This window comes from Virgibacillus subterraneus (genome assembly GCF_900110695.1).
Classification (GTDB): domain Bacteria; phylum Bacillota; class Bacilli; order Bacillales; family Amphibacillaceae; genus Lentibacillus; species Lentibacillus subterraneus.
The window spans coordinates 556,084-574,073 of the sequence record NZ_FOEH01000001.1; the positions used below are offsets into that span (position 1 = coordinate 556,084).

The following is a 17,990-nucleotide window of genomic DNA, read 5'->3' on the forward strand; positions in this document are numbered from 1 at the left end:
AAAGGAGGAAAAAAATTGAAAAAGTTAGCAGCTATTGCAGGCATTAGTTTATTAATATTAATGAGTAGCACATTTCATTTTGATGAACTTGCAATCGACGAACAGCCAACTTATCATGATCCAGAATTAGGCGACCTCGATTAATTATCTAGCGTAATTTTGTAGAAAAAACACGCTAAAAAGTGATTTTCGATAGAAGTCAAACACCCTATTTTCTTTTTTATATTTCTTTTTGAAAAAATACTTCTTGTCCTCATCCCCAAAAGATGTAAATTTAATCATAATCCTCTCTGTACATTAATAAAATATTACAAACCAAGCAATCAGAAAAGTCTGAGGTGAGAGCTTGTGTAGCTTTCCATCTACCCACCACAAAATAACCCACTACATAGACAAAACATCATATAACACGGACCATTTTGTCCATGTTCATAACAAAACCATAGTAGCAGCTGCACATGAGTATTTGTCAGTAGATAAGTGAGCAGCATAAAAATTGTATCACCTTGTCTCGATCCACACCTCGGAAATATCCAACTTAGGGAGGCGAACGGTGTGCACGATTACATCAAAGAGAGGACTATCAGGATAGGGAAATATGTCGTGGAGACGAGGAAAACCGTCCGAGTGATAGCAAAAGAATTTGGTGTTTCCAAAAGCACAGTCCATAAAGATCTGACAGAGCGATTACCAGAAATAAACCCAGAACTCTACAATGAAGTAAAACACATACTCGATTACCACAAATCAATCCGCCATCTCCGTGGAGGAGAAGCAACCCGTAACAAGTACAGACTAGATCAAAAAACTGAAGACTCCACAGTCAAACCAGTCGGGTGATACTTATTTAGGGGGAATATTACTTTGCATGAGAGTTAGCCTGACAAACAACATCCCTATCCTTAAGGAGGTGGTGGAGCGACAACAGAAAGAATACACAGCAAGAGTTTTCCACTTCACAGTAGGACAAAACAGGAACCCAGCCGAATTGAGATAATCGGCTGGGTTTTTGGTCTGTGGCATTTGTGGGTGCGATCGAGAGACAGGTTTGGACAGGAAGATATATCAACTTCTTTGGGTGGATATCAACTCGGATAAGGAAATATCAACCTTTGAAGCACGATATCAACTGTAGTTAACGTATATCAACCTGAATAGAAGTATATCAACCCTTATCAGGATATATCAACTGCACAAACAGATTATCGACCATAACAGGTGAATATCAACTTTGATGGCGAGATATCAGCATCTTTATAGCTTATCAAAAATAAGAGTACTCATTATTTCTTTTGGTAGGTAAGAAACTTGAGGGAAATTTCCTAATACAGGGGAAATATATTTTCTTCCCTTGTTTCCCCCGGAGTGTTCTAAGTTCATTCCGTTTAATATTAAATACGCCGTCCTTGGCGAACTTATCCGAAGAAGGTCACGGCACTGTTTATTGGTAATAGTATCGCCATGTAATAAAAAGTGGTCAAGAATAACTCGTTCGTGCGCGTTGTAACTAATTGCATTACACTTCTGGCAGGACCATTTTCCAGCTAGCCGCGTCATGGGAGAGTAGTTACACTGTTCACATGGTACTCCTTTAATTAATTGCTGATCATCTATATTGTAATAATCTAGTATGTTTGTACGAAGGGGTTGATCTTCCTGTAGGAGAGTTTTGCTGAGTTTTCGTATTGCCGCAGTCGTCAAAACATCTTTCGCGTGCGTTTCATGTAGCCTGTTCAAATGCTGGTGCAAACTTTCGGTGTGAATAATCTTGTGATAAACTTCTGGGTCCTGATGGATGTTTTCAATAATGGTTGAGGGATATGCGATGACAACAAGTGTCTCTATTGGCACATTATAGATCCCATGCTTCTCCAGCCATTGCTGCAAGTGTGTCTTTTGGGCCTCAGCCTGTAAAATAGGATCTTTGAAGGCATTCACTTCTCCCTTAACCTCCTGTGTCATTTGATTTTGTTTAGAATCATACTTCAAATTGCCTTTGTAATTTTTAACTTCAAGTATATAAATGAGTTTTTTTGTTAGTATGAGTGTGTCGATTTGAAAATAAAAAGGGGGATTTGGTAATCGGATACCTTGAAAAATGAAGAAATCTTTTTGTGGGTAAGTGGAGAGCTTGTAGTCCACATTCCTTTCACCATCGAAGCCTGCTTTCTCCTTCCTGTAAGCAGAGATGATACTATTGTTTCTCGCGTATCTTTCATGAAAACGTCTGAATAAAGCTTCGTAAATGAGAAGATCATATATTTTTAATCTGTATTTCATAGTAGTCAGTGGAACCACTCCCTTTCTTGTATTAATAGTAATTATTCTACAAACTTTAACAATTTCCTTCTTAAAGTTCTTTCAATTATGTGAACAATTGACTGTAGAGAGGGCTATAATTGGTTATATCAACCGGAGAACGGATATATCGACCTCAGTCTGGATTTATCGATCGGGAAACGAATATATCGACCTCAACCCTGGTATATCAACCGGAAATCGGATATATCAACCCACAAAATTATACAACCCACTCCAACACCACAAAATATCATATCCCATACCCTAACTATCCTATATCAAAACAATTCTTCACTACCTTTTTTTCAAAATTTGCAGTTATATGTGGATTTTTGTGGTAAAATATAATATTAGTAGCATTGTGTTCTCTTACAGATGCGAGAAAGTAATTGTAGCAGGGAGGATCTAAATTAATGTTTTCTAGGGATATCGGAATCGACCTTGGAACTGCCAATGTGTTGATACATGTAAAAGGTAAAGGAATTGTTTTAGACGAACCATCTGTTGTTGCGATGGATCGTAATACAGGCCGTGTGCTTGAAGTAGGCGAAGCGGCGCGTCGCATGGTTGGACGTACACCAGGAAATATTGAGGCCATTCGTCCATTGAAAGATGGTGTGATTGCTGACTTTGATGTTACAGAAGCTATGTTAAAGCATTTTATAAATAAAATTAATGTAAGAGGTTTTCTTTCTAAGCCGAGAATGCTTATTTGCTGCCCGACAAATATTACAAAGGTGGAGCAAAAAGCGATTAAAGAAGCGGCTGAGAAATCTGGAGGTAAACGCGTTTATCTTGAAGAAGAGCCTAAAGTTGCAGCGATTGGAGCTGGCATGGAAATCTTCCAGCCGAGCGGAAATATGGTCGTTGATGTTGGTGGAGGAACCACAGACGTAGCAGTACTATCAATGGGTGATATCGTAACAGCTGAGTCGATAAAAATGGCTGGGGACAAGTTTGATGCTGAGATTCTTCAATACATAAAAAAAGAATACAAATTGCTAATTGGTGAACGTACAGCAGAAGATATTAAAATAAATGTAGCGACTGTTTTTAAAGGTGGACGCCAAGAACAAATGGACATTCGCGGGCGTGATATGGTATCTGGTTTGCCGCGCACAATTACAGTCTATTCTGATGAAATTGAAGAAGCACTGCGTGAGCCTGTCTCATTAATTACGCAGGGTGCTAAACTGGTACTTGAGCGAACACCACCAGAATTATCAGCCGATATTATCGATCGTGGTGTCATTTTGACAGGTGGCGGAGCACTAATCCACGGTATCGATCAACTATTGGCCGAAGAATTAAAGGTTCCTGTTTTTATGTCAGAAGAGCCAATGAATTGTGTCGCAAAAGGTACAGGCATTATGTTAGAGAACATCGATAAAATTGAACGGAAAAAAATTGGCTAATTAGAAAACTTGCTTAACTTCATGCTTTAGTAGTAAAAGCTTTAGTAATCTTGCTTAACTGATTAGAAATAACACACTATATAACTTCTTGAAATAATCACCTTTTAAGGGGGTTGGAAATCTTGCTTAGAGGATTTTATACAGCAGCCAGCGGAATGCTTTCGCAGCAACGCGCACAGGAAGCTTTATCAAATAATATTGCCAATGCTAATACACCGGGTTATAAAGCGGATCAGCCGACGTTACGTGCTTTTCCTGAGATGTTGATGCAGCAAATGGGTGAAAAAAAGATTCCGACTACGCACGGGTTGAATTTGCCAGTGCAACATCCAATTGGGTCCATGAACAGCGGAGTATACGTGCAGGAAGACGTCCCTAATTTTAAGCAAGGCGATATTCGGGAAACGGGCATTGGAACTGACTTGGCGCTTGTGAACGGACAGCTTCCAGATGAAACAGGGAGTCTGTTTTTTACGGTGCAAAACGAGGATGGAGAAGAGCGCTTCACACGTAATGGGAATTTTACAGTTGATGGAGAAGGATTTCTCACAACGAACCAGGGCTATTACGTATTAGACCAGGCTGGAAATCCAATTCAGACGAACGGTATGGAATTTGATGTAACGAAGGAAGGCGAACTTCAAGTTAATGGTCAAACTATTCCGCTTGGTATTGCGTACACTGCGAACGCGAATGATTTTGCCAAAGAAGGAAATGGACTATTTAATGGTGAAGCAGGTGCAGTACCAGTTGGAGCTACATTCAGTGTTCAACAAGGAGCCTTAGAACGTTCAAACGTCAATGCATTACAGTCGATGACTCAAATGATGGAGTCATACCGGATGTTTGAGACGAACCAGCGTGTGTTGAAGGCTTATGATGAAAGTATGGGGAAAGCAGTTAGCGAAATTGGCCGACTAGGCTAGGAGGGATACTATGTCACGAACGATGATTCAAGCGGCAGTTACAATGAATCAGCTGCAAAATAAACTGGATTTGATTGGAAATAATATGGCAAATAGCCAAACAACCGGCTATAAAACACGCCAAGCAGATTTCTCATCATTGTTATTTCAGCAAATCAACAACATGACAGATCCTGCTAATGCCGAAGGACGCTTAACCCCTGATGGAGTGCGAGTTGGGTCAGGCGCCAAGCTTGGTTCGGTCAATATTGATCTTGCGCCAGGGTCTATAACCGAGACAAATCGTACTTTGGACACTGCATTACTCGGAAAAAATCATTTATATCAAATTCAGGTTACCGAAAATGGTAATGCGGAAACTCGATATACACGCGATGGTTCCTTTTATTTAAGCCCGGTTAATAACAACCAGTCGGTTATGCTAACGACAAAAGATGGCAACCCAGTAATGGGAGAAAATGGACCAATTGTTATTGAGGAAGGCTTCGATGCGATTAATATCCAGCCTGATGGGCAAATTACAGTCAAACGAGGGAACCAAACGGAAAATACTGGTAATCTTGCAATTGCTGAAGCGGTGCGACCTAGACTATTAGAAGCTACAGGTGAAAATGCATTTCGTATGCCAAATCTGGATGAATTAGGATTTAATTTTAATGAAATAATTCAAGCCGTCGCCCCGAATACCGATGTGTTGAAAAGTGGAGCATTAGAACATTCGAATGTAGATATTTCCAAACAAATGACGGACATGATTTCAACACAACGTTCGTATCAGTTTAATTCCAGAACAATTTCAATGAGTGATCAGATGATGGGACTCGTTAACCAGCTTCGATAAGTAACAAAAGGATATAAGGAGAAAGAAACCATGCCAACAAAACAAACGGATAAACCTGTTGATAAAAAGACAAGAAGTAAGAAGCAATCCGCTGATCAGGAAAAAGAACTTACCCAGCAGCGGGAAAATGAAAAATCAACAGACAAATCCACGCGTAAAGAGCAAAAGAAAAAACAGAAGTTAGAAAAACGACAAAACAAGAAGCCACGTCGCCGTATTTTTCCAATATGGGCACGGATTATTGTTGTGCTTATTGTATGTGCAGCAGCATTAGCGGCCGGGCTGATGGTTGGTTATGGGATTATCGGAGAGGGGAATCCTAGCGACGCGTTGGAAAAGGAAACGTGGCAGCACATTATCGATATAGTAGTGAAAAGAGAGTAAGCATATCCACTCGAATGGATATGCTTATTTTAGCAGTTAAAAAGCATAAATACTGATAAGTGCAACTATGACATTCGCCGTTAAGGCATGTACTCCAAAAATCGATATTTGCTATAATGAAGGCAAAAGAATGAAGGAGAGATACGAATGGACATCGAACAAATTAAGGAAACAATTCCACACCGGTACCCATTTTTATTAGTCGATAAAGTGATCGAAATGGAAGAAGGAAAGCGTGTTACAGCAATTAAAAATGTGACCGCGAACGAACCATTTTTCCAAGGGCATTTTCCAAATTACCCTGTTATGCCAGGTGTATTAATTGTTGAAGCACTTGCACAAGCTGGAGCAATTGCTGTGCTTGGAATCGAAGAAAATAAAGGCAAAATCGGCTTTCTGGCAGGACTGGATAAATGCCGATTCAAACGTCAGGTCAAACCAGGTGATCAGTTAAAATTGGACGTTGAGATTATTCGAGTAAAAGGGCCAATTGGAAAAGGGAAAGCTGTCGCAACAGTTGATGGCGAAGTTTCCTGTGAAGCAGAAATTACATTCGCAATTCAATAAAATTGGAATTCTCCACACTACATATGTGGGGAATTTTTTTATGACCGGAATCACGCTAATTGTCCTCTGCCTGTTTGATTAACTACAATATTTCTTCCTCTAGCTGAACGCTAAGCAACAATTTCATTAAAAAGAGTATCACATTTTAGAAAATGGATAAGCTATAGACGATAGTGAACAATTTAAGGAGGGAAACATCATGAAAAGGAAATTACTAATTAAATTTGGCGCACCAATTTTAGCATTGTCACTAGTTGCTGCATGTGGAACTGATGAGCAAGAAGATCCCGTTGAGGATGAGGCTCCATTGAATCAAGAGGAAGATAATGGTGATATGAATGAAGACGAGAACAATCAGGATGGTGGCATGAATCAAGACGAAAATGGTGACATGAATGGTAATGGCGGAGACGACGCTAACAATAATGACACTGATACAGATAACAATAATGGCATGGGTGATGGAAATGAAGATACAATGAATGAGGAAGACAACAACTAATTGCTCACTACATCATTAAAAATCCCCTTATCAAAATAGAGGGGATTTTTAACTTTATTACTGCCAAATAAAAATCCTCCGCTTATGCAGAGGAATTTTCAAAAGGCTATGCTTTTACATCAATCGAGCTTCCGAGAGATGGATGGGGCGCTGAAGCTTGAGGCGTTTGCATCATTTCAATTAATTGCTGGCCCTGTTGCTCCATAAGCCCTTTTGCATTTTTCATGACAGCCAAACTTGCATCAGATCGTACCTGTTGATTTGCTGAGACAACAGACATTGCTGCTATATCCATTACACAAGCCTCCTTACGCTTCTTTTATCGACAAAAATCGTACAAATGTGAATATCAAATAGATTATCTTAATAAAACATAGTACAATATGCTTATAGCTTACCGGGGGGGGAAGTGAATGGAGGACGGTATTTCATCATCAGTTTACATAATTACGCAGCAAACAAAGGCAATTTTAACGCATGATTCTTCATATTACCGGTCACGAATTTTGGAGACACAGCGTGAATCGCACTCCATCCATAGGCCGGAGCAAATCATTGATCATACATGTTTATTGTACGGTTCAACACTTGAAGGACGGCGAGCAGCAGTCAAAGATATTCTTAAGATCAACAGTAAGGTTCCTGTTCCGATTATTCCGGGCAAAGGTGTTTTCATGCTACCCACATCGTCAACGAAAAATAAAGATTGTGCGTGGCTCTCCTTCTATCAAATTAAAGGTTATGAACAGCGTGATGGCAAAACATATATTGTATTTAATGATGGCACAGGCTTATATGTTAACACATCAGAAAAATCATTTGACCTCCAATTCAAACGGACAAGTCAGGTTATTGCTCAATTAAATCGTTCGATCTTTTTTGGCAAACGCTCATTACCATGGAACCTTTATTAAACTTCCGAACTAAGGGAGTTTTTTTCTTGCCAAAAAAACCCTGCATAATGTAATATAGGTAAAGTGATATAGGGAGTGACTTTTTCGCCATAAATATCACTTATATTTTGCCGCAACCAATAAAAATTTTGCATTTTCATTTGCCTGATAAACGTATCAGTATCTTGCCCAATCGAAATATTTTCTCGAAGCTGCATCGTGATAAAGTCCTTATACTCGTATATGTACGCGATAATGACTTCGATTTGTTTCGCTAAGCTTGCGCGAGGCTCGAGATTTTGTTCACTGACCTTTTTAATTTGCTCGGTAATCTCATCATGGTAAAAATGAAAAGCTGTTGTGATGAAATCCTCTTTTGACTGAAAATATAAATAAAATGCACCTTTGGAAACGCCTGCTTCAGACGCTATTTCCTGAATTGACGTCTTATGGTAGCCCTTCTCAGCAAATAATTTCATGCCTGCTTCGATGAGCTTCATTTTTTTCTCATTCATTTAAACACCTGTTTCTTTATACGATTTAATTGCTAATTGGTTTCAACTTTGCAGACTAAACTAACCGGTCAAACCAGCAACCCTTGGACCATCATGTATTGCGGTTCGTCTTTATTTATTTCTTTTAAAATAATATCAATTACTTCGTCTAGCTGCTTGACTTTTTCCTGAGGCAACTGCAGTTTGTGGACTTTTTCTTTGAGGTCAGTCAATTGCTGCTCGCCATCCTGATATAAGTTGGCAATATTTTTTTCCGTGATTAATGGTATCTCATCACGGTCTAACAGGCCTCTCACAATATCGTCGATTCGCCTAACAAGGTATGCACCTATTTTCGTCCGGTCAATATCGATGTCGTCGATAACAATCCATTTGAAGTAGCCGTTCATCAGCCCATCCAGCTGAATACTTACATCCACTACCATTTTCAGCGAATTTCTGAACTGGAAAAAGAATGTGAAGAGATCGCCAGAATATTGCATATTGATTTGCTTGATTAAATTAATAGAAGAGGAGTTACATCAATGCGAAAAATGCTTGTAAGTATTACAGCAATAGCCTTAATCGGTGTTCTTGCTGCATGTAATCAAAACGATGAATCAGACGGAGATAAGAAAGAAACAGTTACTCCAGTCGAAACAGTCGAAGTAACAACTGGTGACCTGGTTGTTGAAAAATCACTCTACGGACGAACAGCACCGGCAAGCACGACGCCAGTCACGCTGCAAAATCCTGGAGAGCTTACGGAACTGGAAGTCGAAAATGGTGAAATGGTCGAAGAGGATGACCTGATAGCAACCATTCAAACAGCAAGAGGGAACCAGAATATCTATGCCTCCAAAGATGGCGAAATTGCTAATCTAAACGCTGAGGAGGGCGCTATGGTATCGAATTCAGAGCCATTAGCAGTAATTGCTGATTTCGACACAATGAAGCTAAACTTTACCGTAGCAGCTGGTACGCTGGATCTTTTTGAAAAAGAAGACACGTTCACCGCATCAATTGACGACATAGAATACGATGCAGAAATTACATCTATTGGCTCAATGCCTGATGACACTGGGCTGTATCCAGTGGAGGCAACTATTGAAAATAAAGATGAAGCTGTTCTAGCTGGAATGGTTGCAGTTATGAAGGTTCCAGAAAAAAGAGTGAAAGACACCGTTATCGTACCAACCGCAGCGATCGTCGATGAAAGTGGCGAAACGTTCATTTATGTAATTGAAGATGAGAAAGCAATTAAAAAAGAAGTATGGATCAAAGAATCCCAATCCAATGAAACAGCGATTGAGGGTGAGGTCAACGACGGTGCTCAGGTCGTTACAAATGGACAACTGACACTTACGGACGAAAGCAAAGTCAACGTCGTGAAAGAAGGGGAATAAATCTTGAAACTAGTAAATACATCCGTAAAACGTCCTGTTGGTGTAATCATGATTGTCTTGGCGATTATCGCCCTAGGCATTGTTTCAGTCCGCAGCTTGACGGTTGATCTTTTTCCTAAAATCGATCTCCCGGTAGCTGTTGTAGCAACAAGTTATGGTGATGCTGCACCACAGGAAGTAGAGAATTTAATTAGTCGGCCAATTGAATCATCAGTAAGCTCAGTGGAAGGAATCCAAACGGTGCAATCACAGTCCCAATCAGGATCTTCTCTTGTCATCATGATGTTTAATAATGGGGTAGATCTTGATCAAGCCTTGCTTGATGTACGGGAAAAGGTCGACCAGGCTAAGGGATTTTTGCCTGAAGAAGCGGGTGAACCAAGTGTGATGCGATTCAGCCCGGACCAGTTACCTGTTATGTGGGTTGGTCTAACTGGTGATGACTCTGCGACACTAACACAAGTTGCTGAGGATGAAGTCGTTCCATTCTTTGAACGTCAAGGTGGAGTAGCATCCGTTACAGTCGAAGGGGCGAAAGAACGAGAAATCCAGCTCATACTCGATCAGGCAAAATTACAGCAGTATGGCGTCTCAGCACAGATGATTACGCAGTCGCTGAATAGTTCGAATCAGTCCGCATCAGTCGGGGCTGTTGAAAAAGGTAATAAGAAACTGCAGCTTCGTGTGACAGGTGAATTTGAGTCAGTTGAAGAAATTAAACAAACGTTTGTTCAAACGCAATCCGGTGGGAAAGTTTATATAGATGAAGTCGCTGAAGTGAAGGACACATATAAAAAATCATCGACAGAAACACTTGTAAACGGTGAACCATCTGTCGTGCTTTCCATTATGAAAAAAACAGACGGCAACACGGTAGAAGTTGCAACGAACATTAAAGAGAGCATGGAAGAAATTAAAGGTGAACTGCCTCCCGATGCTAACCTAGATGTCATTATAGACACATCCGAGTTCATCGAAATGTCGATCAGTTCCGTTGTTAAAAACATTTTGATCGGTGGCATTATCTCGATCTTCATTTTGCTATTATTTTTGAAAAGTGTTCGAGCAACAATTGTTATTGGACTATCCATACCAATTGCGATTATCTCAACATTTACTTTAATGTATTTTACCGGTGAAACACTGAACGTGCTAACGCTTGGGGGTCTGGCGCTCGGGCTCGGTATGATGGTTGACAGCTCAATCGTTATTTTAGAAAATATCTATTCATACCGGAAAAAAGGCTATTCGATAATGGAGTCGGCAACAAAAGGTGCATCAGAGCTTGCACCCGCCGTAATTGCCTCAACAACTACAACATTGGTCGTATTTTTACCAATTATTTATGTTGAAGGAATTGCATCCGACATGTTCACTCCACTGGCATTAGCAGTATCGTTCTCGTTAATCGCGTCACTTGTTGTGGCGGTAACTTTAGTGCCAATGCTTTCATCAAAATTACTAACGAAGGCGATGGAAGATAAAGGGCGCCGTTACTGGTTTGACCGCTTCCTGGATCGTGTCAATAATGGCTACCGGAGCGTACTGAGATGGGTACTCAAGCACCGTAAAACAACCGTGTTCGGCACCATCATCGCAATTGCAGGAAGCTTGGCGCTGACACCACTAATTGGAGCGGAATTTATCCCATCCTCAGATCAGGGGCAAATGGAAATCCGTGTTGAAGCAGCACCGGGAAGTTCATTGGAACACACACAAGGAATCGTGGATCAAATAAATGAACAGCTAACCGAATATGATGATGTCATCGAGACGAACTATGTCAGTGTTGGAGGTGGCGGATTTGGTGCGATGGCTGCAAGCGGAAATCAGGCAACATACACAATGCAGCTAATTCCTTCAACCGACAGATCAAAAACAACAAAAGATATCGTGCAGGAAATTGATGAAGATGTTCAATCAATTCCAGGTGCTGAAATAACAGTTAACGCCACTGACAGCGGAATGGGTATGGGAGACCCCGTACAAATTCAGCTTAAAGGACCAGAGCATGAAGTGTTGCGCGAATTATCCAGTCGTGTAGTCGATGAAATTTCAACTGTTGATGGTGTATACAATCCGACGTCTGCAGCCGAAGATGGCATTCCACAAATGACAATTGAGGTTGATGAGGAAAAAGCAGCAGCATACGGCTTGAATCAGCAACAAATTATAAGTCAAATACAGCTGCAATTTACTGGTCAAGTTGCATCAAAGTATCGTGAAGAAGGCCATGAAATGAACGTCAAGCTAATGTTCCCAGAGGACGAACGCAGCACAATAAATGATTTACAAGATATGAAAATACAATCACAATCCGGCGCGTCGATTCCATTGGATTCAGTTGTGACATTTAAAGAAGTGCAAGGACCTGTAACATTATTGAGAGAAAATCAACAACCGCAAATGAATATAACTAGCGAAATTGTTGATCGCGATCTCGGGAGCATCACGACAGATATCGAAGCAGAGCTGGAAGGAATCAATCTGCCTGAAGGGTACAGCTACAAAATCGGCGGGCAGGCACAGGATATGGCCGAGTCATTCACAGACCTTTCAATCGCGCTGATCTTCTCGATATTCCTAGTCTATGCGGTCATGGCAGTGCAATTTGAGAACTTCCTATTCCCATTGATTATCATGTTCTCCATGCCAGCAACCGTTGTCGGTGTTATGGTAGGACTATTCGTAACAGGATTACCATTAAGTATTCCAGCGTTTATCGGAATAATCATGCTCGCCGGTATCGTAGTCAACAACTCGATCGTGCTCGTTGACTACATCAATATATTACGGCGAAACGGTAAAGATCGATATGAAGCAATCTTACAAGCAGGACCAAGCAGATTACGCCCGATCCTGATGACAACTTTAACAACCGTACTAGCAATGGTGCCTTTAGCACTCGCATTAGGCGAAGGTGCAGAAATGCAGCAGCCGCTAGCAGTCACAATTATATTCGGACTCGGAATCTCCAGCATCTTTACACTGCTGCTAATCCCAGTCGTATATACATTGTTCGACGATTTAACTGCGAAAATAGTACGACGGAAAAATAAACCAGCATAATGGAGAAGCTCCCTGCTACGGCGGGGAGCTTTTTTGGTGAGGTCACGCTATAGGGGAAGTCGCGCGACATAACACCAAACTCGCGCAATAACATTCGACAAATACCGGGAAGTGACAGGCACCACCCACGAAGACTGAATCACCCGACAACCAGCGCCCCCTCAGCTAATTTATGATTACAAACTGACAGCGATATACAAAATTAGTGTGTTTGTCCTACGCAATATGCTACTATTGAATGAGATATTTATTTAGGAGGCAACATTATGTCGTTATCTCGTATTATGAAATGGGTAACTGGAGGCTGTGAAGCGTTCCTTGGAATTCCAATCATTGGTGGAGCGTTTGTACTTAGTTCAGGTTGGGGTGCCTTGTTCGTCATGTTCATCCTGCACCTGGTAACCCTGCTCATCGCACACAATGAAAAAGGAAGCAAGGCCGGAAGCATTATTGGAATGGTCACATCAGCTGTTGGTGTTATACCGATAATTGGAATGATCATGCACATCATAACCGCAATCGTTCTATTAATTGATGCAGGATTTAACAAAAAATAAATTCGACAGGTGTTATGCACCTGCCGAATTTATTTTTTTAATCAACTGATTCGCTACTTCTGAAAACATCAATCCGATCGCAATTGCTCCTGCCAAAAGCATGACTTTAGCTGATAGCTGTACTGCGGTAAAATAATCATTCTCCACAAAATGGCGCATTGCATCGTAAGCAACTCCACCTGGAACGAGCGGGATGATCCCGGATACATTGAAAACTATCACCGGCTTTTTGAATATTTTGGAGCTAAGCTGACTCAAAACAGCGACAAGCATCGCACCAAAAACAGTTGCTGGCACAACATCCATCTCACCCAGGACAAGAACGTAATATAAAATCCAGCCGAGCATACCAATGAGACCACATTGAATAAGCGCCTTTCTCGGTGCATTAAACAACACCCCAAACCCAGCTGCAGCTATGAAACTTGTTATAAGTTGAGTAACGATCATCACGGTAAAAAAACCACCTTTCACAAAACTGGGAATGGCACCACCTAAAAAGCAAACACAACAGCTACGCCAGCACCGATTGCAAAAGCTGTTAACATTGCTTCGACGCCTTTGGATAAACCCGCAACCAAGTGTCCTGCAACTAAATCACGGACAGCATTTGTGATAAGTAGCCCAGGCACAAGTGGCATTACCGCCCCGACAATCACTTTATCCAGATTCACACCGAATCCGTTTGCTATAAACAACATTGCAAAAATACCAATCACAAATGATGCAACAAAATCAGCAACAAAGCCAATTTCAACTAACTGTTTAAACCATACCATTACCGCATAGCCAACCCCACCCGCAATAAAGGAAGGAATAAAATCAGGCCAAACTCCCCCAAACATGATTGCAAAGCCTCCACTAACAAAAGCGGCAGCGAAAATTTGAATCCAAAAAGGGAATGCGTAGCTTGCTTCATTGACATTGTTCAGCGACTCTAACGCTTCATTAATGGTAACGTTACCGGCTGCAATATTACGGGAAATACTATTAACTTCCGCAATTTTATGTAAGTCAGTTGACCGATTGGAAATCCGGATAAAGTTCGTAACATCAGCAAAATCAGCGGAAAAATTAATACCCGTCGGCGTCGCATAACTTTGTACATTCGCCAAACCATATGCAGACGCAATCCGACTCATTGTGTCCTCTACACGATACGTCTCCGCACCACTTTCCAGCATAATTTTTCCCGCAAGCATACACACTTTTGCAATTACCACTCGATCCATCACAGTCAACACCACCTTTATCTTTTTTCATTATAAGGTGTGTAGAGCGTTTTTGAAAGGAAATTTAGCTGAAATGCTGAAGTTCACAACGTAAATCCCGAAGTTCACATGAAACTTACCGTAGTTCACAATAAAGTTGCTCGAAGTTCACAGTTCGATCACCGAAGTTCACAAATGGAGCAGTTGATTTTCTGCACTGCAGAAAATTTTCCTCATTAAGTCATTCAAGTCTCCCCGCAACATAATTCAATCACCCGCCAACCACCAAAAATGGACACCCGAAAAAGGCGTCTATCCAATAGAATTAATTCTGCTGTTCGTATAAAATTGTCTGTGCAATCCCAATAAAGTATTCTGACTCGTCAATTATGTGGTCGATAACGACTTTAGCGGTTGGGTTAGCCTGAACAGCAGCACTTTCGCTCTTCACTTGCCTGCAGAACTGCGTAAATGCAACACTCTCCTGTAAACAAAATGTCACTAGCTCAAGTACCTGATTATACAACGCTGGCGATATCTGATTATTGCTCCGGATGACTGACTCAACAAATCGCTTAACATGCTGGTGTGTCGTATTCAGCACATCCTCCCAACGCTTCAACGCATCAACGTATTCGCTCTCTAAATCCTGAACAAGTTCCCGCATCACTACTGTATGCTCAGACTCCTGTTCCTTCCAAAACTCCGCCTCATCCAAAACCCGAAGCGGCATTTGACTCCCATAATAAAACTGCATCTCACAGCCTCCCTGATGAAAATAAAATATGTCCAATAATATTTATGCGAAAAGAAGCCAGTTCATGCTAGTGAAAAATTCGTGCGGTGCCTGTCACTTCCCGGTTTATGTCGAATAAACTTTCGCGTCACATCCTTTACAACTCAACATAAATAGCTTATTATAAAAAGTGAGTAATCACTCACACCACTCACACCACTCACACCACTCACATCACTCACATAAACAAAAGGAGGTTCCACCATGTCCGCCTTTATCGAGATGAACAATATCGCTCACAGCTACAATAAGGAATCCGTTTTGAAAGAAGTCGACCTATCCATTCCAGAAGGGCAGCTCTTTGGACTGCTTGGTCCATCAGGTTCAGGAAAAACAACGCTCGTCAAAATCATGATCGGCCTGCTAACCCCCACGAATGGAATAATCCACATCGATAATCAGCAAATGCCGTCCTTCAAACAAATGCAGAAAATCGGCTACATGGCCCAGTCAGACGCTTTATACAGTGAGTTGACAGCCCGGGAAAACCTGTATTTTTTCGCTAGTATATATAAGATCCCTAAAAAGCAGCAGAAAGAACGTGTCACAGAAGCTGCAAAAATCGTTGACCTACAGGATCATCTTGATAAGACTCTGGAAAAATACTCTGGTGGCATGAAGCGGCGCATGTCATTAGCTGTAGCACTCCTGCACCAGCCAAACCTGCTGATTCTGGATGAGCCGACTGTCGGCATTGACCCGGTTCTTCGCGCGTCCATCTGGGAGGAGCTACGAAACATGCAAAAGCAGGGCACGACAATCATCATCACTACACACGTAATGGACGAAGCGGAAAAATGTGATAATCTCGCACTGCTAAGGGATGGCTATGTTATCGCCCAGGGAAGTCCCCAGCAATTAAAATCAAAAAGCAACACCGAAACCCTGGAAGAGGCCTTCTTACAGTATGGAGGTGCCTCACATGCGCATTCAAGCAATCATTAAGCGAATCATCCACCAGTTTCTCCGCGATAAACGCAGCATCGCCATGATGATGGTCGCACCACTATTGGTCATGACATTGCTGTGGCTTGTGCTTGATATGGAGCAATACGTACCGACAATCGCAGTTACAGATGTCCCAACACAGATGCAGAATGCCCTCGAACAGCAAGATGCAACAATTCTGGAGGCAGACGAACCCCAGGCCAAAACCGCACTTCAAAATGAACATGCCGATGCCCATCTGTTTTTTGAAAAAAATCAGGCACAACTGACAATGGAAGGAAGTAACCCATCAGCAACATCTGCCGTCCAGCGTGTCATCAGTAATGCGGTAAAACAAATAAATCCAAACGCGCCCGAATTGGAAATTAACTTTCTCCATGGCACATCTGACCTGAATTTATTTGATCAAACAGGCTCTGTCTTGATCGGGTTCTTCGTCTTCTTTTTCGTATTTATTATTGGCGGCGTTTCATTCCTGCGCGAACGGACGCAGGGAACACTCGAACGATTACTGGCAACCCCATTAAAACGCTGGGAAATTGTCATTGGCTACCTGCTCGGGTTTGGCATATTTATTATCATTCAATCGATTATCGTTACAGCATTCTCCATCTATGTACTTGGTATTTACATGGCCGGATCGTTCATAGCAGTACTGTTTATCACGTTTCTGCTAGCTATCACGGCATTAAGCCTTGGCACTTTACTGTCAGCTTATGCCAAAAATGAATTTCAAATGATGCAGTTTATCCCGATTATCATCATCCCACAGGTATTCTTTTCCGGTGTTTTTCCGACTGAATCCGTTGAATGGATTAATACCATTGGAAAAGTAATGCCATTAACGTATGGAGCAGATGCATTAAAGGAAATCATGATTAAAGGGCAGGAGTTAGCGACCGTTACCGGTGACATAAGTGTATTGATAGGATTCTCAGCAGTATTTATTATCCTTAATATTTTCGCACTCAAACGCCATCGAACACTATAATCCCAGGAGGAAACCACTCATGTCAGATATGATGGAAACATTACGAAATGATGAAAAGATGACACCGAAACAAATTGAGATCGTCAAAGCTGCCATCGAGCTTATTTCTGAAAATGGCTATTACAACACATCAACAAGTGAAATCGCCAATAGGGCAGGAGTGGCTGAAGGAACAATTTTTCGCCACTATCGCACAAAAAAAGACCTGCTCGTTGCGATTGTCACACCTGTAATAACGAATTTCTCAGCACCCGTTTTTGCAAAGAAATTCGTCAGCCAGGTCTTCCAAAATGACTATGAACACTTTGAGGACCTGCTCTATGCCTTTAAAAAAAATCGCTTTGAGTTCGCACAGTCCAATCTCCCATTGATAAAAATTCTATTGCAGGAGCTGGCATTCCACCCGGAAATCCAAACCGCATATAAAAAAGAATTTGGCGAAAAAGTCATACCAGCGTTTAATCATGCGCTCGACTTCTATAAAGAAAAAGGAGAACTGCAGGACCTGCCAAATGAGACAATGATCCGCATGATGGTCACAACAATTCTGGGATTCATGATAACAAGATTCATCGTTCAACCAGACAAGGATTGGGACGACGAAACAGATATACACCAGACGATTGCATATATAATGGGTGGAGTGGGGAAGAAATGGTGATGAGCCAGTCCCCACACCATCCATCCAT

At 41.4% G+C, this 17,990-nt stretch carries 22 protein-coding genes; 15 read left to right on the forward strand and 7 right to left on the reverse strand.

The genetic code is table 11. The annotated features are described in order from the left end of the window. Positions 1-15: 15 nt before the first annotated feature. Both BMY13_RS19870 and spoIIID read left to right on the forward strand, forming a co-directional pair. Entirely contained in the window at positions 16-144 is a 129-nt protein-coding gene (locus BMY13_RS19870; RefSeq protein ID WP_281243640.1) for a hypothetical protein, read from the forward strand. 411 nt (positions 145-555) lie between these two features. Beyond that, the gene (gene spoIIID, locus BMY13_RS02680) at positions 556-840 is read left to right on the forward strand and encodes a sporulation transcriptional regulator SpoIIID (RefSeq protein ID WP_245735983.1); all 285 of its coding nucleotides are present in this window, start codon (positions 556-558) and stop codon (positions 838-840) included. A 414-nt stretch (positions 841-1,254) separates the two neighbouring features. Here spoIIID and BMY13_RS02685 read toward each other — a convergent pair whose 3' ends face one another. Beyond that, on the reverse strand, positions 1,255-2,280 hold the full coding sequence (locus BMY13_RS02685) for a nuclease-related domain-containing protein (RefSeq protein ID WP_092502302.1): 1,026 nt from the start codon (positions 2,278-2,280) through the stop codon (positions 1,255-1,257). 434 nt (positions 2,281-2,714) lie between these two features. Between BMY13_RS02685 and mreB the strand changes: the two genes are divergently transcribed. The 6 genes from mreB to BMY13_RS02715 all read left to right on the forward strand — a co-directional run bounded on the left by mreB (position 2,715) and on the right by BMY13_RS02715 (position 6,936). Next, positions 2,715-3,716 carry a rod shape-determining protein gene (gene mreB / locus BMY13_RS02690; protein WP_092491480.1) on the forward strand — a complete coding sequence of 334 codons (1,002 nt, stop codon included), beginning with the start codon at positions 2,715-2,717 and terminating at the stop codon, positions 3,714-3,716. Between the two features lie 122 nt (positions 3,717-3,838). Then, positions 3,839-4,642: a flagellar hook-basal body protein gene (locus BMY13_RS02695; RefSeq protein ID WP_092502305.1), complete on the forward strand. Its 804-nt coding sequence runs from the start codon at positions 3,839-3,841 to the stop codon at positions 4,640-4,642. A 10-nt stretch (positions 4,643-4,652) separates the two neighbouring features. Beyond that, the gene (locus tag BMY13_RS02700; protein WP_092502307.1) at positions 4,653-5,483 is read left to right on the forward strand and encodes a flagellar hook-basal body protein; all 831 of its coding nucleotides are present in this window, start codon (positions 4,653-4,655) and stop codon (positions 5,481-5,483) included. 30 nt (positions 5,484-5,513) lie between these two features. Then, positions 5,514-5,867, forward strand: a complete 354-nt coding sequence (locus BMY13_RS02705) for a DNA-directed RNA polymerase subunit beta (protein WP_092491483.1) — start codon at positions 5,514-5,516, stop codon at positions 5,865-5,867. A 147-nt stretch (positions 5,868-6,014) separates the two neighbouring features. Continuing rightward, on the forward strand, positions 6,015-6,434 hold the full coding sequence (fabZ, locus tag BMY13_RS02710) for a 3-hydroxyacyl-ACP dehydratase FabZ (RefSeq protein WP_092502309.1): 420 nt from the start codon (positions 6,015-6,017) through the stop codon (positions 6,432-6,434). 199 nt (positions 6,435-6,633) lie between these two features. After that, positions 6,634-6,936 carry a hypothetical protein gene (locus tag BMY13_RS02715; protein WP_092502311.1) on the forward strand — a complete coding sequence of 101 codons (303 nt, stop codon included), beginning with the start codon at positions 6,634-6,636 and terminating at the stop codon, positions 6,934-6,936. A 106-nt stretch (positions 6,937-7,042) separates the two neighbouring features. Here BMY13_RS02715 and BMY13_RS02720 read toward each other — a convergent pair whose 3' ends face one another. Next, positions 7,043-7,231, reverse strand: coding sequence for a YjfB family protein (locus tag BMY13_RS02720; RefSeq protein ID WP_092491486.1), 189 nt, complete (start codon positions 7,229-7,231; stop codon positions 7,043-7,045). Between the two features lie 118 nt (positions 7,232-7,349). On the opposite strand from BMY13_RS02720, the gene BMY13_RS02725 reads away from it, so the two are divergent. Beyond that, positions 7,350-7,850, forward strand: coding sequence for a competence protein ComK (locus tag BMY13_RS02725; protein WP_092502313.1), 501 nt, complete (start codon positions 7,350-7,352; stop codon positions 7,848-7,850). On the opposite strand, the gene BMY13_RS02730 is transcribed toward BMY13_RS02725, so the two are convergent. Both BMY13_RS02730 and BMY13_RS02735 read right to left on the reverse strand, forming a co-directional pair. Beyond that, on the reverse strand, positions 7,847-8,344 hold the full coding sequence (locus BMY13_RS02730; RefSeq protein WP_092502315.1) for a TetR/AcrR family transcriptional regulator: 498 nt from the start codon (positions 8,342-8,344) through the stop codon (positions 7,847-7,849). The two genes, BMY13_RS02725 and BMY13_RS02730, sit on opposite strands and share 4 nt — an antisense overlap. A gap of 68 nt (positions 8,345-8,412) precedes the next feature. Then, positions 8,413-8,769 (reverse strand): hypothetical protein, encoded by a 357-nt coding sequence (locus tag BMY13_RS02735; RefSeq protein WP_092502317.1) that lies wholly within the window; start codon positions 8,767-8,769, stop codon positions 8,413-8,415. 99 nt (positions 8,770-8,868) lie between these two features. Between BMY13_RS02735 and BMY13_RS02740 the strand changes: the two genes are divergently transcribed. From BMY13_RS02740 to BMY13_RS02750, 3 genes are all read left to right on the forward strand, one after another. After that, positions 8,869-9,729 carry an efflux RND transporter periplasmic adaptor subunit gene (locus BMY13_RS02740; RefSeq protein ID WP_092502319.1) on the forward strand — a complete coding sequence of 287 codons (861 nt, stop codon included), beginning with the start codon at positions 8,869-8,871 and terminating at the stop codon, positions 9,727-9,729. A 3-nt stretch (positions 9,730-9,732) separates the two neighbouring features. Beyond that, positions 9,733-12,798, forward strand: coding sequence for an efflux RND transporter permease subunit (locus BMY13_RS02745; RefSeq protein ID WP_092502321.1), 3,066 nt, complete (start codon positions 9,733-9,735; stop codon positions 12,796-12,798). Positions 12,799-13,064: 266 nt separating this feature from the next. Further along, positions 13,065-13,355, forward strand: coding sequence for a hypothetical protein (locus BMY13_RS02750; protein WP_092491491.1), 291 nt, complete (start codon positions 13,065-13,067; stop codon positions 13,353-13,355). 12 nt (positions 13,356-13,367) lie between these two features. Here the strand turns inward: BMY13_RS02750 and BMY13_RS02755 are convergent, their stop codons facing one another. The 3 genes from BMY13_RS02755 to BMY13_RS02765 all read right to left on the reverse strand — a co-directional run bounded on the left by BMY13_RS02755 (position 13,368) and on the right by BMY13_RS02765 (position 15,323). Next, the gene (locus tag BMY13_RS02755) at positions 13,368-13,805 is read right to left on the reverse strand and encodes a threonine/serine exporter family protein (protein ID WP_175476727.1); all 438 of its coding nucleotides are present in this window, start codon (positions 13,803-13,805) and stop codon (positions 13,368-13,370) included. A gap of 44 nt (positions 13,806-13,849) precedes the next feature. Then, positions 13,850-14,587, reverse strand: a complete 738-nt coding sequence (locus BMY13_RS02760; protein WP_092503403.1) for a threonine/serine exporter family protein — start codon at positions 14,585-14,587, stop codon at positions 13,850-13,852. A 304-nt stretch (positions 14,588-14,891) separates the two neighbouring features. Further along, positions 14,892-15,323, reverse strand: a complete 432-nt coding sequence (locus BMY13_RS02765) for a DUF2935 domain-containing protein (protein WP_092502325.1) — start codon at positions 15,321-15,323, stop codon at positions 14,892-14,894. Positions 15,324-15,566: 243 nt separating this feature from the next. On the opposite strand from BMY13_RS02765, the gene BMY13_RS02770 reads away from it, so the two are divergent. Genes BMY13_RS02770 through BMY13_RS02780 form a run of 3 tightly spaced genes read left to right on the forward strand, consistent with a single transcriptional unit; the run spans position 15,567 to position 17,962 of the window. Further along, positions 15,567-16,307 (forward strand): ABC transporter ATP-binding protein, encoded by a 741-nt coding sequence (locus BMY13_RS02770; RefSeq protein ID WP_092502327.1) that lies wholly within the window; start codon positions 15,567-15,569, stop codon positions 16,305-16,307. Continuing rightward, positions 16,285-17,301 (forward strand): ABC transporter permease, encoded by a 1,017-nt coding sequence (locus BMY13_RS02775; RefSeq protein WP_092502329.1) that lies wholly within the window; start codon positions 16,285-16,287, stop codon positions 17,299-17,301. The genes BMY13_RS02770 and BMY13_RS02775 overlap by 23 nt, the downstream gene beginning before the upstream one ends. Positions 17,302-17,320: 19 nt before the next feature. Further along, the gene (locus BMY13_RS02780; RefSeq protein ID WP_092502331.1) at positions 17,321-17,962 is read left to right on the forward strand and encodes a TetR/AcrR family transcriptional regulator; all 642 of its coding nucleotides are present in this window, start codon (positions 17,321-17,323) and stop codon (positions 17,960-17,962) included. Positions 17,963-17,990 lie beyond the last annotated feature (28 nt).

Coding starts and splice junctions, on each gene's coding strand:
- BMY13_RS02685 (WP_092502302.1), bottom strand. CDS start 2,280: ATGAAATACAGATTAAAAATATATGATCTTCTCATTTACGAAGCTTTA.
- mreB (WP_092491480.1), top strand. CDS start 2,715: ATGTTTTCTAGGGATATCGGAATCGACCTTGGAACTGCCAATGTGTTG.
- BMY13_RS02700 (WP_092502307.1), top strand. CDS start 4,653: ATGTCACGAACGATGATTCAAGCGGCAGTTACAATGAATCAGCTGCAA.
- BMY13_RS02705 (WP_092491483.1), top strand. CDS start 5,514: ATGCCAACAAAACAAACGGATAAACCTGTTGATAAAAAGACAAGAAGT.
- fabZ (WP_092502309.1), top strand. CDS start 6,015: ATGGACATCGAACAAATTAAGGAAACAATTCCACACCGGTACCCATTT.
- BMY13_RS02715 (WP_092502311.1), top strand. CDS start 6,634: ATGAAAAGGAAATTACTAATTAAATTTGGCGCACCAATTTTAGCATTG.
- BMY13_RS02720 (WP_092491486.1), bottom strand. CDS start 7,231: ATGGATATAGCAGCAATGTCTGTTGTCTCAGCAAATCAACAGGTACGA.
- BMY13_RS02725 (WP_092502313.1), top strand. CDS start 7,350: ATGGAGGACGGTATTTCATCATCAGTTTACATAATTACGCAGCAAACA.
- BMY13_RS02730 (WP_092502315.1), bottom strand. CDS start 8,344: ATGAATGAGAAAAAAATGAAGCTCATCGAAGCAGGCATGAAATTATTT.
- BMY13_RS02735 (WP_092502317.1), bottom strand. CDS start 8,769: ATGGTAGTGGATGTAAGTATTCAGCTGGATGGGCTGATGAACGGCTAC.
- BMY13_RS02740 (WP_092502319.1), top strand. CDS start 8,869: ATGCGAAAAATGCTTGTAAGTATTACAGCAATAGCCTTAATCGGTGTT.
- BMY13_RS02750 (WP_092491491.1), top strand. CDS start 13,065: ATGTCGTTATCTCGTATTATGAAATGGGTAACTGGAGGCTGTGAAGCG.
- BMY13_RS02755 (WP_175476727.1), bottom strand. CDS start 13,805: ATGATCGTTACTCAACTTATAACAAGTTTCATAGCTGCAGCTGGGTTT.
- BMY13_RS02760 (WP_092503403.1), bottom strand. CDS start 14,587: ATGGATCGAGTGGTAATTGCAAAAGTGTGTATGCTTGCGGGAAAAATT.
- BMY13_RS02765 (WP_092502325.1), bottom strand. CDS start 15,323: ATGCAGTTTTATTATGGGAGTCAAATGCCGCTTCGGGTTTTGGATGAG.
- BMY13_RS02770 (WP_092502327.1), top strand. CDS start 15,567: ATGTCCGCCTTTATCGAGATGAACAATATCGCTCACAGCTACAATAAG.
- BMY13_RS02775 (WP_092502329.1), top strand. CDS start 16,285: ATGCGCATTCAAGCAATCATTAAGCGAATCATCCACCAGTTTCTCCGC.
- BMY13_RS02780 (WP_092502331.1), top strand. CDS start 17,321: ATGTCAGATATGATGGAAACATTACGAAATGATGAAAAGATGACACCG.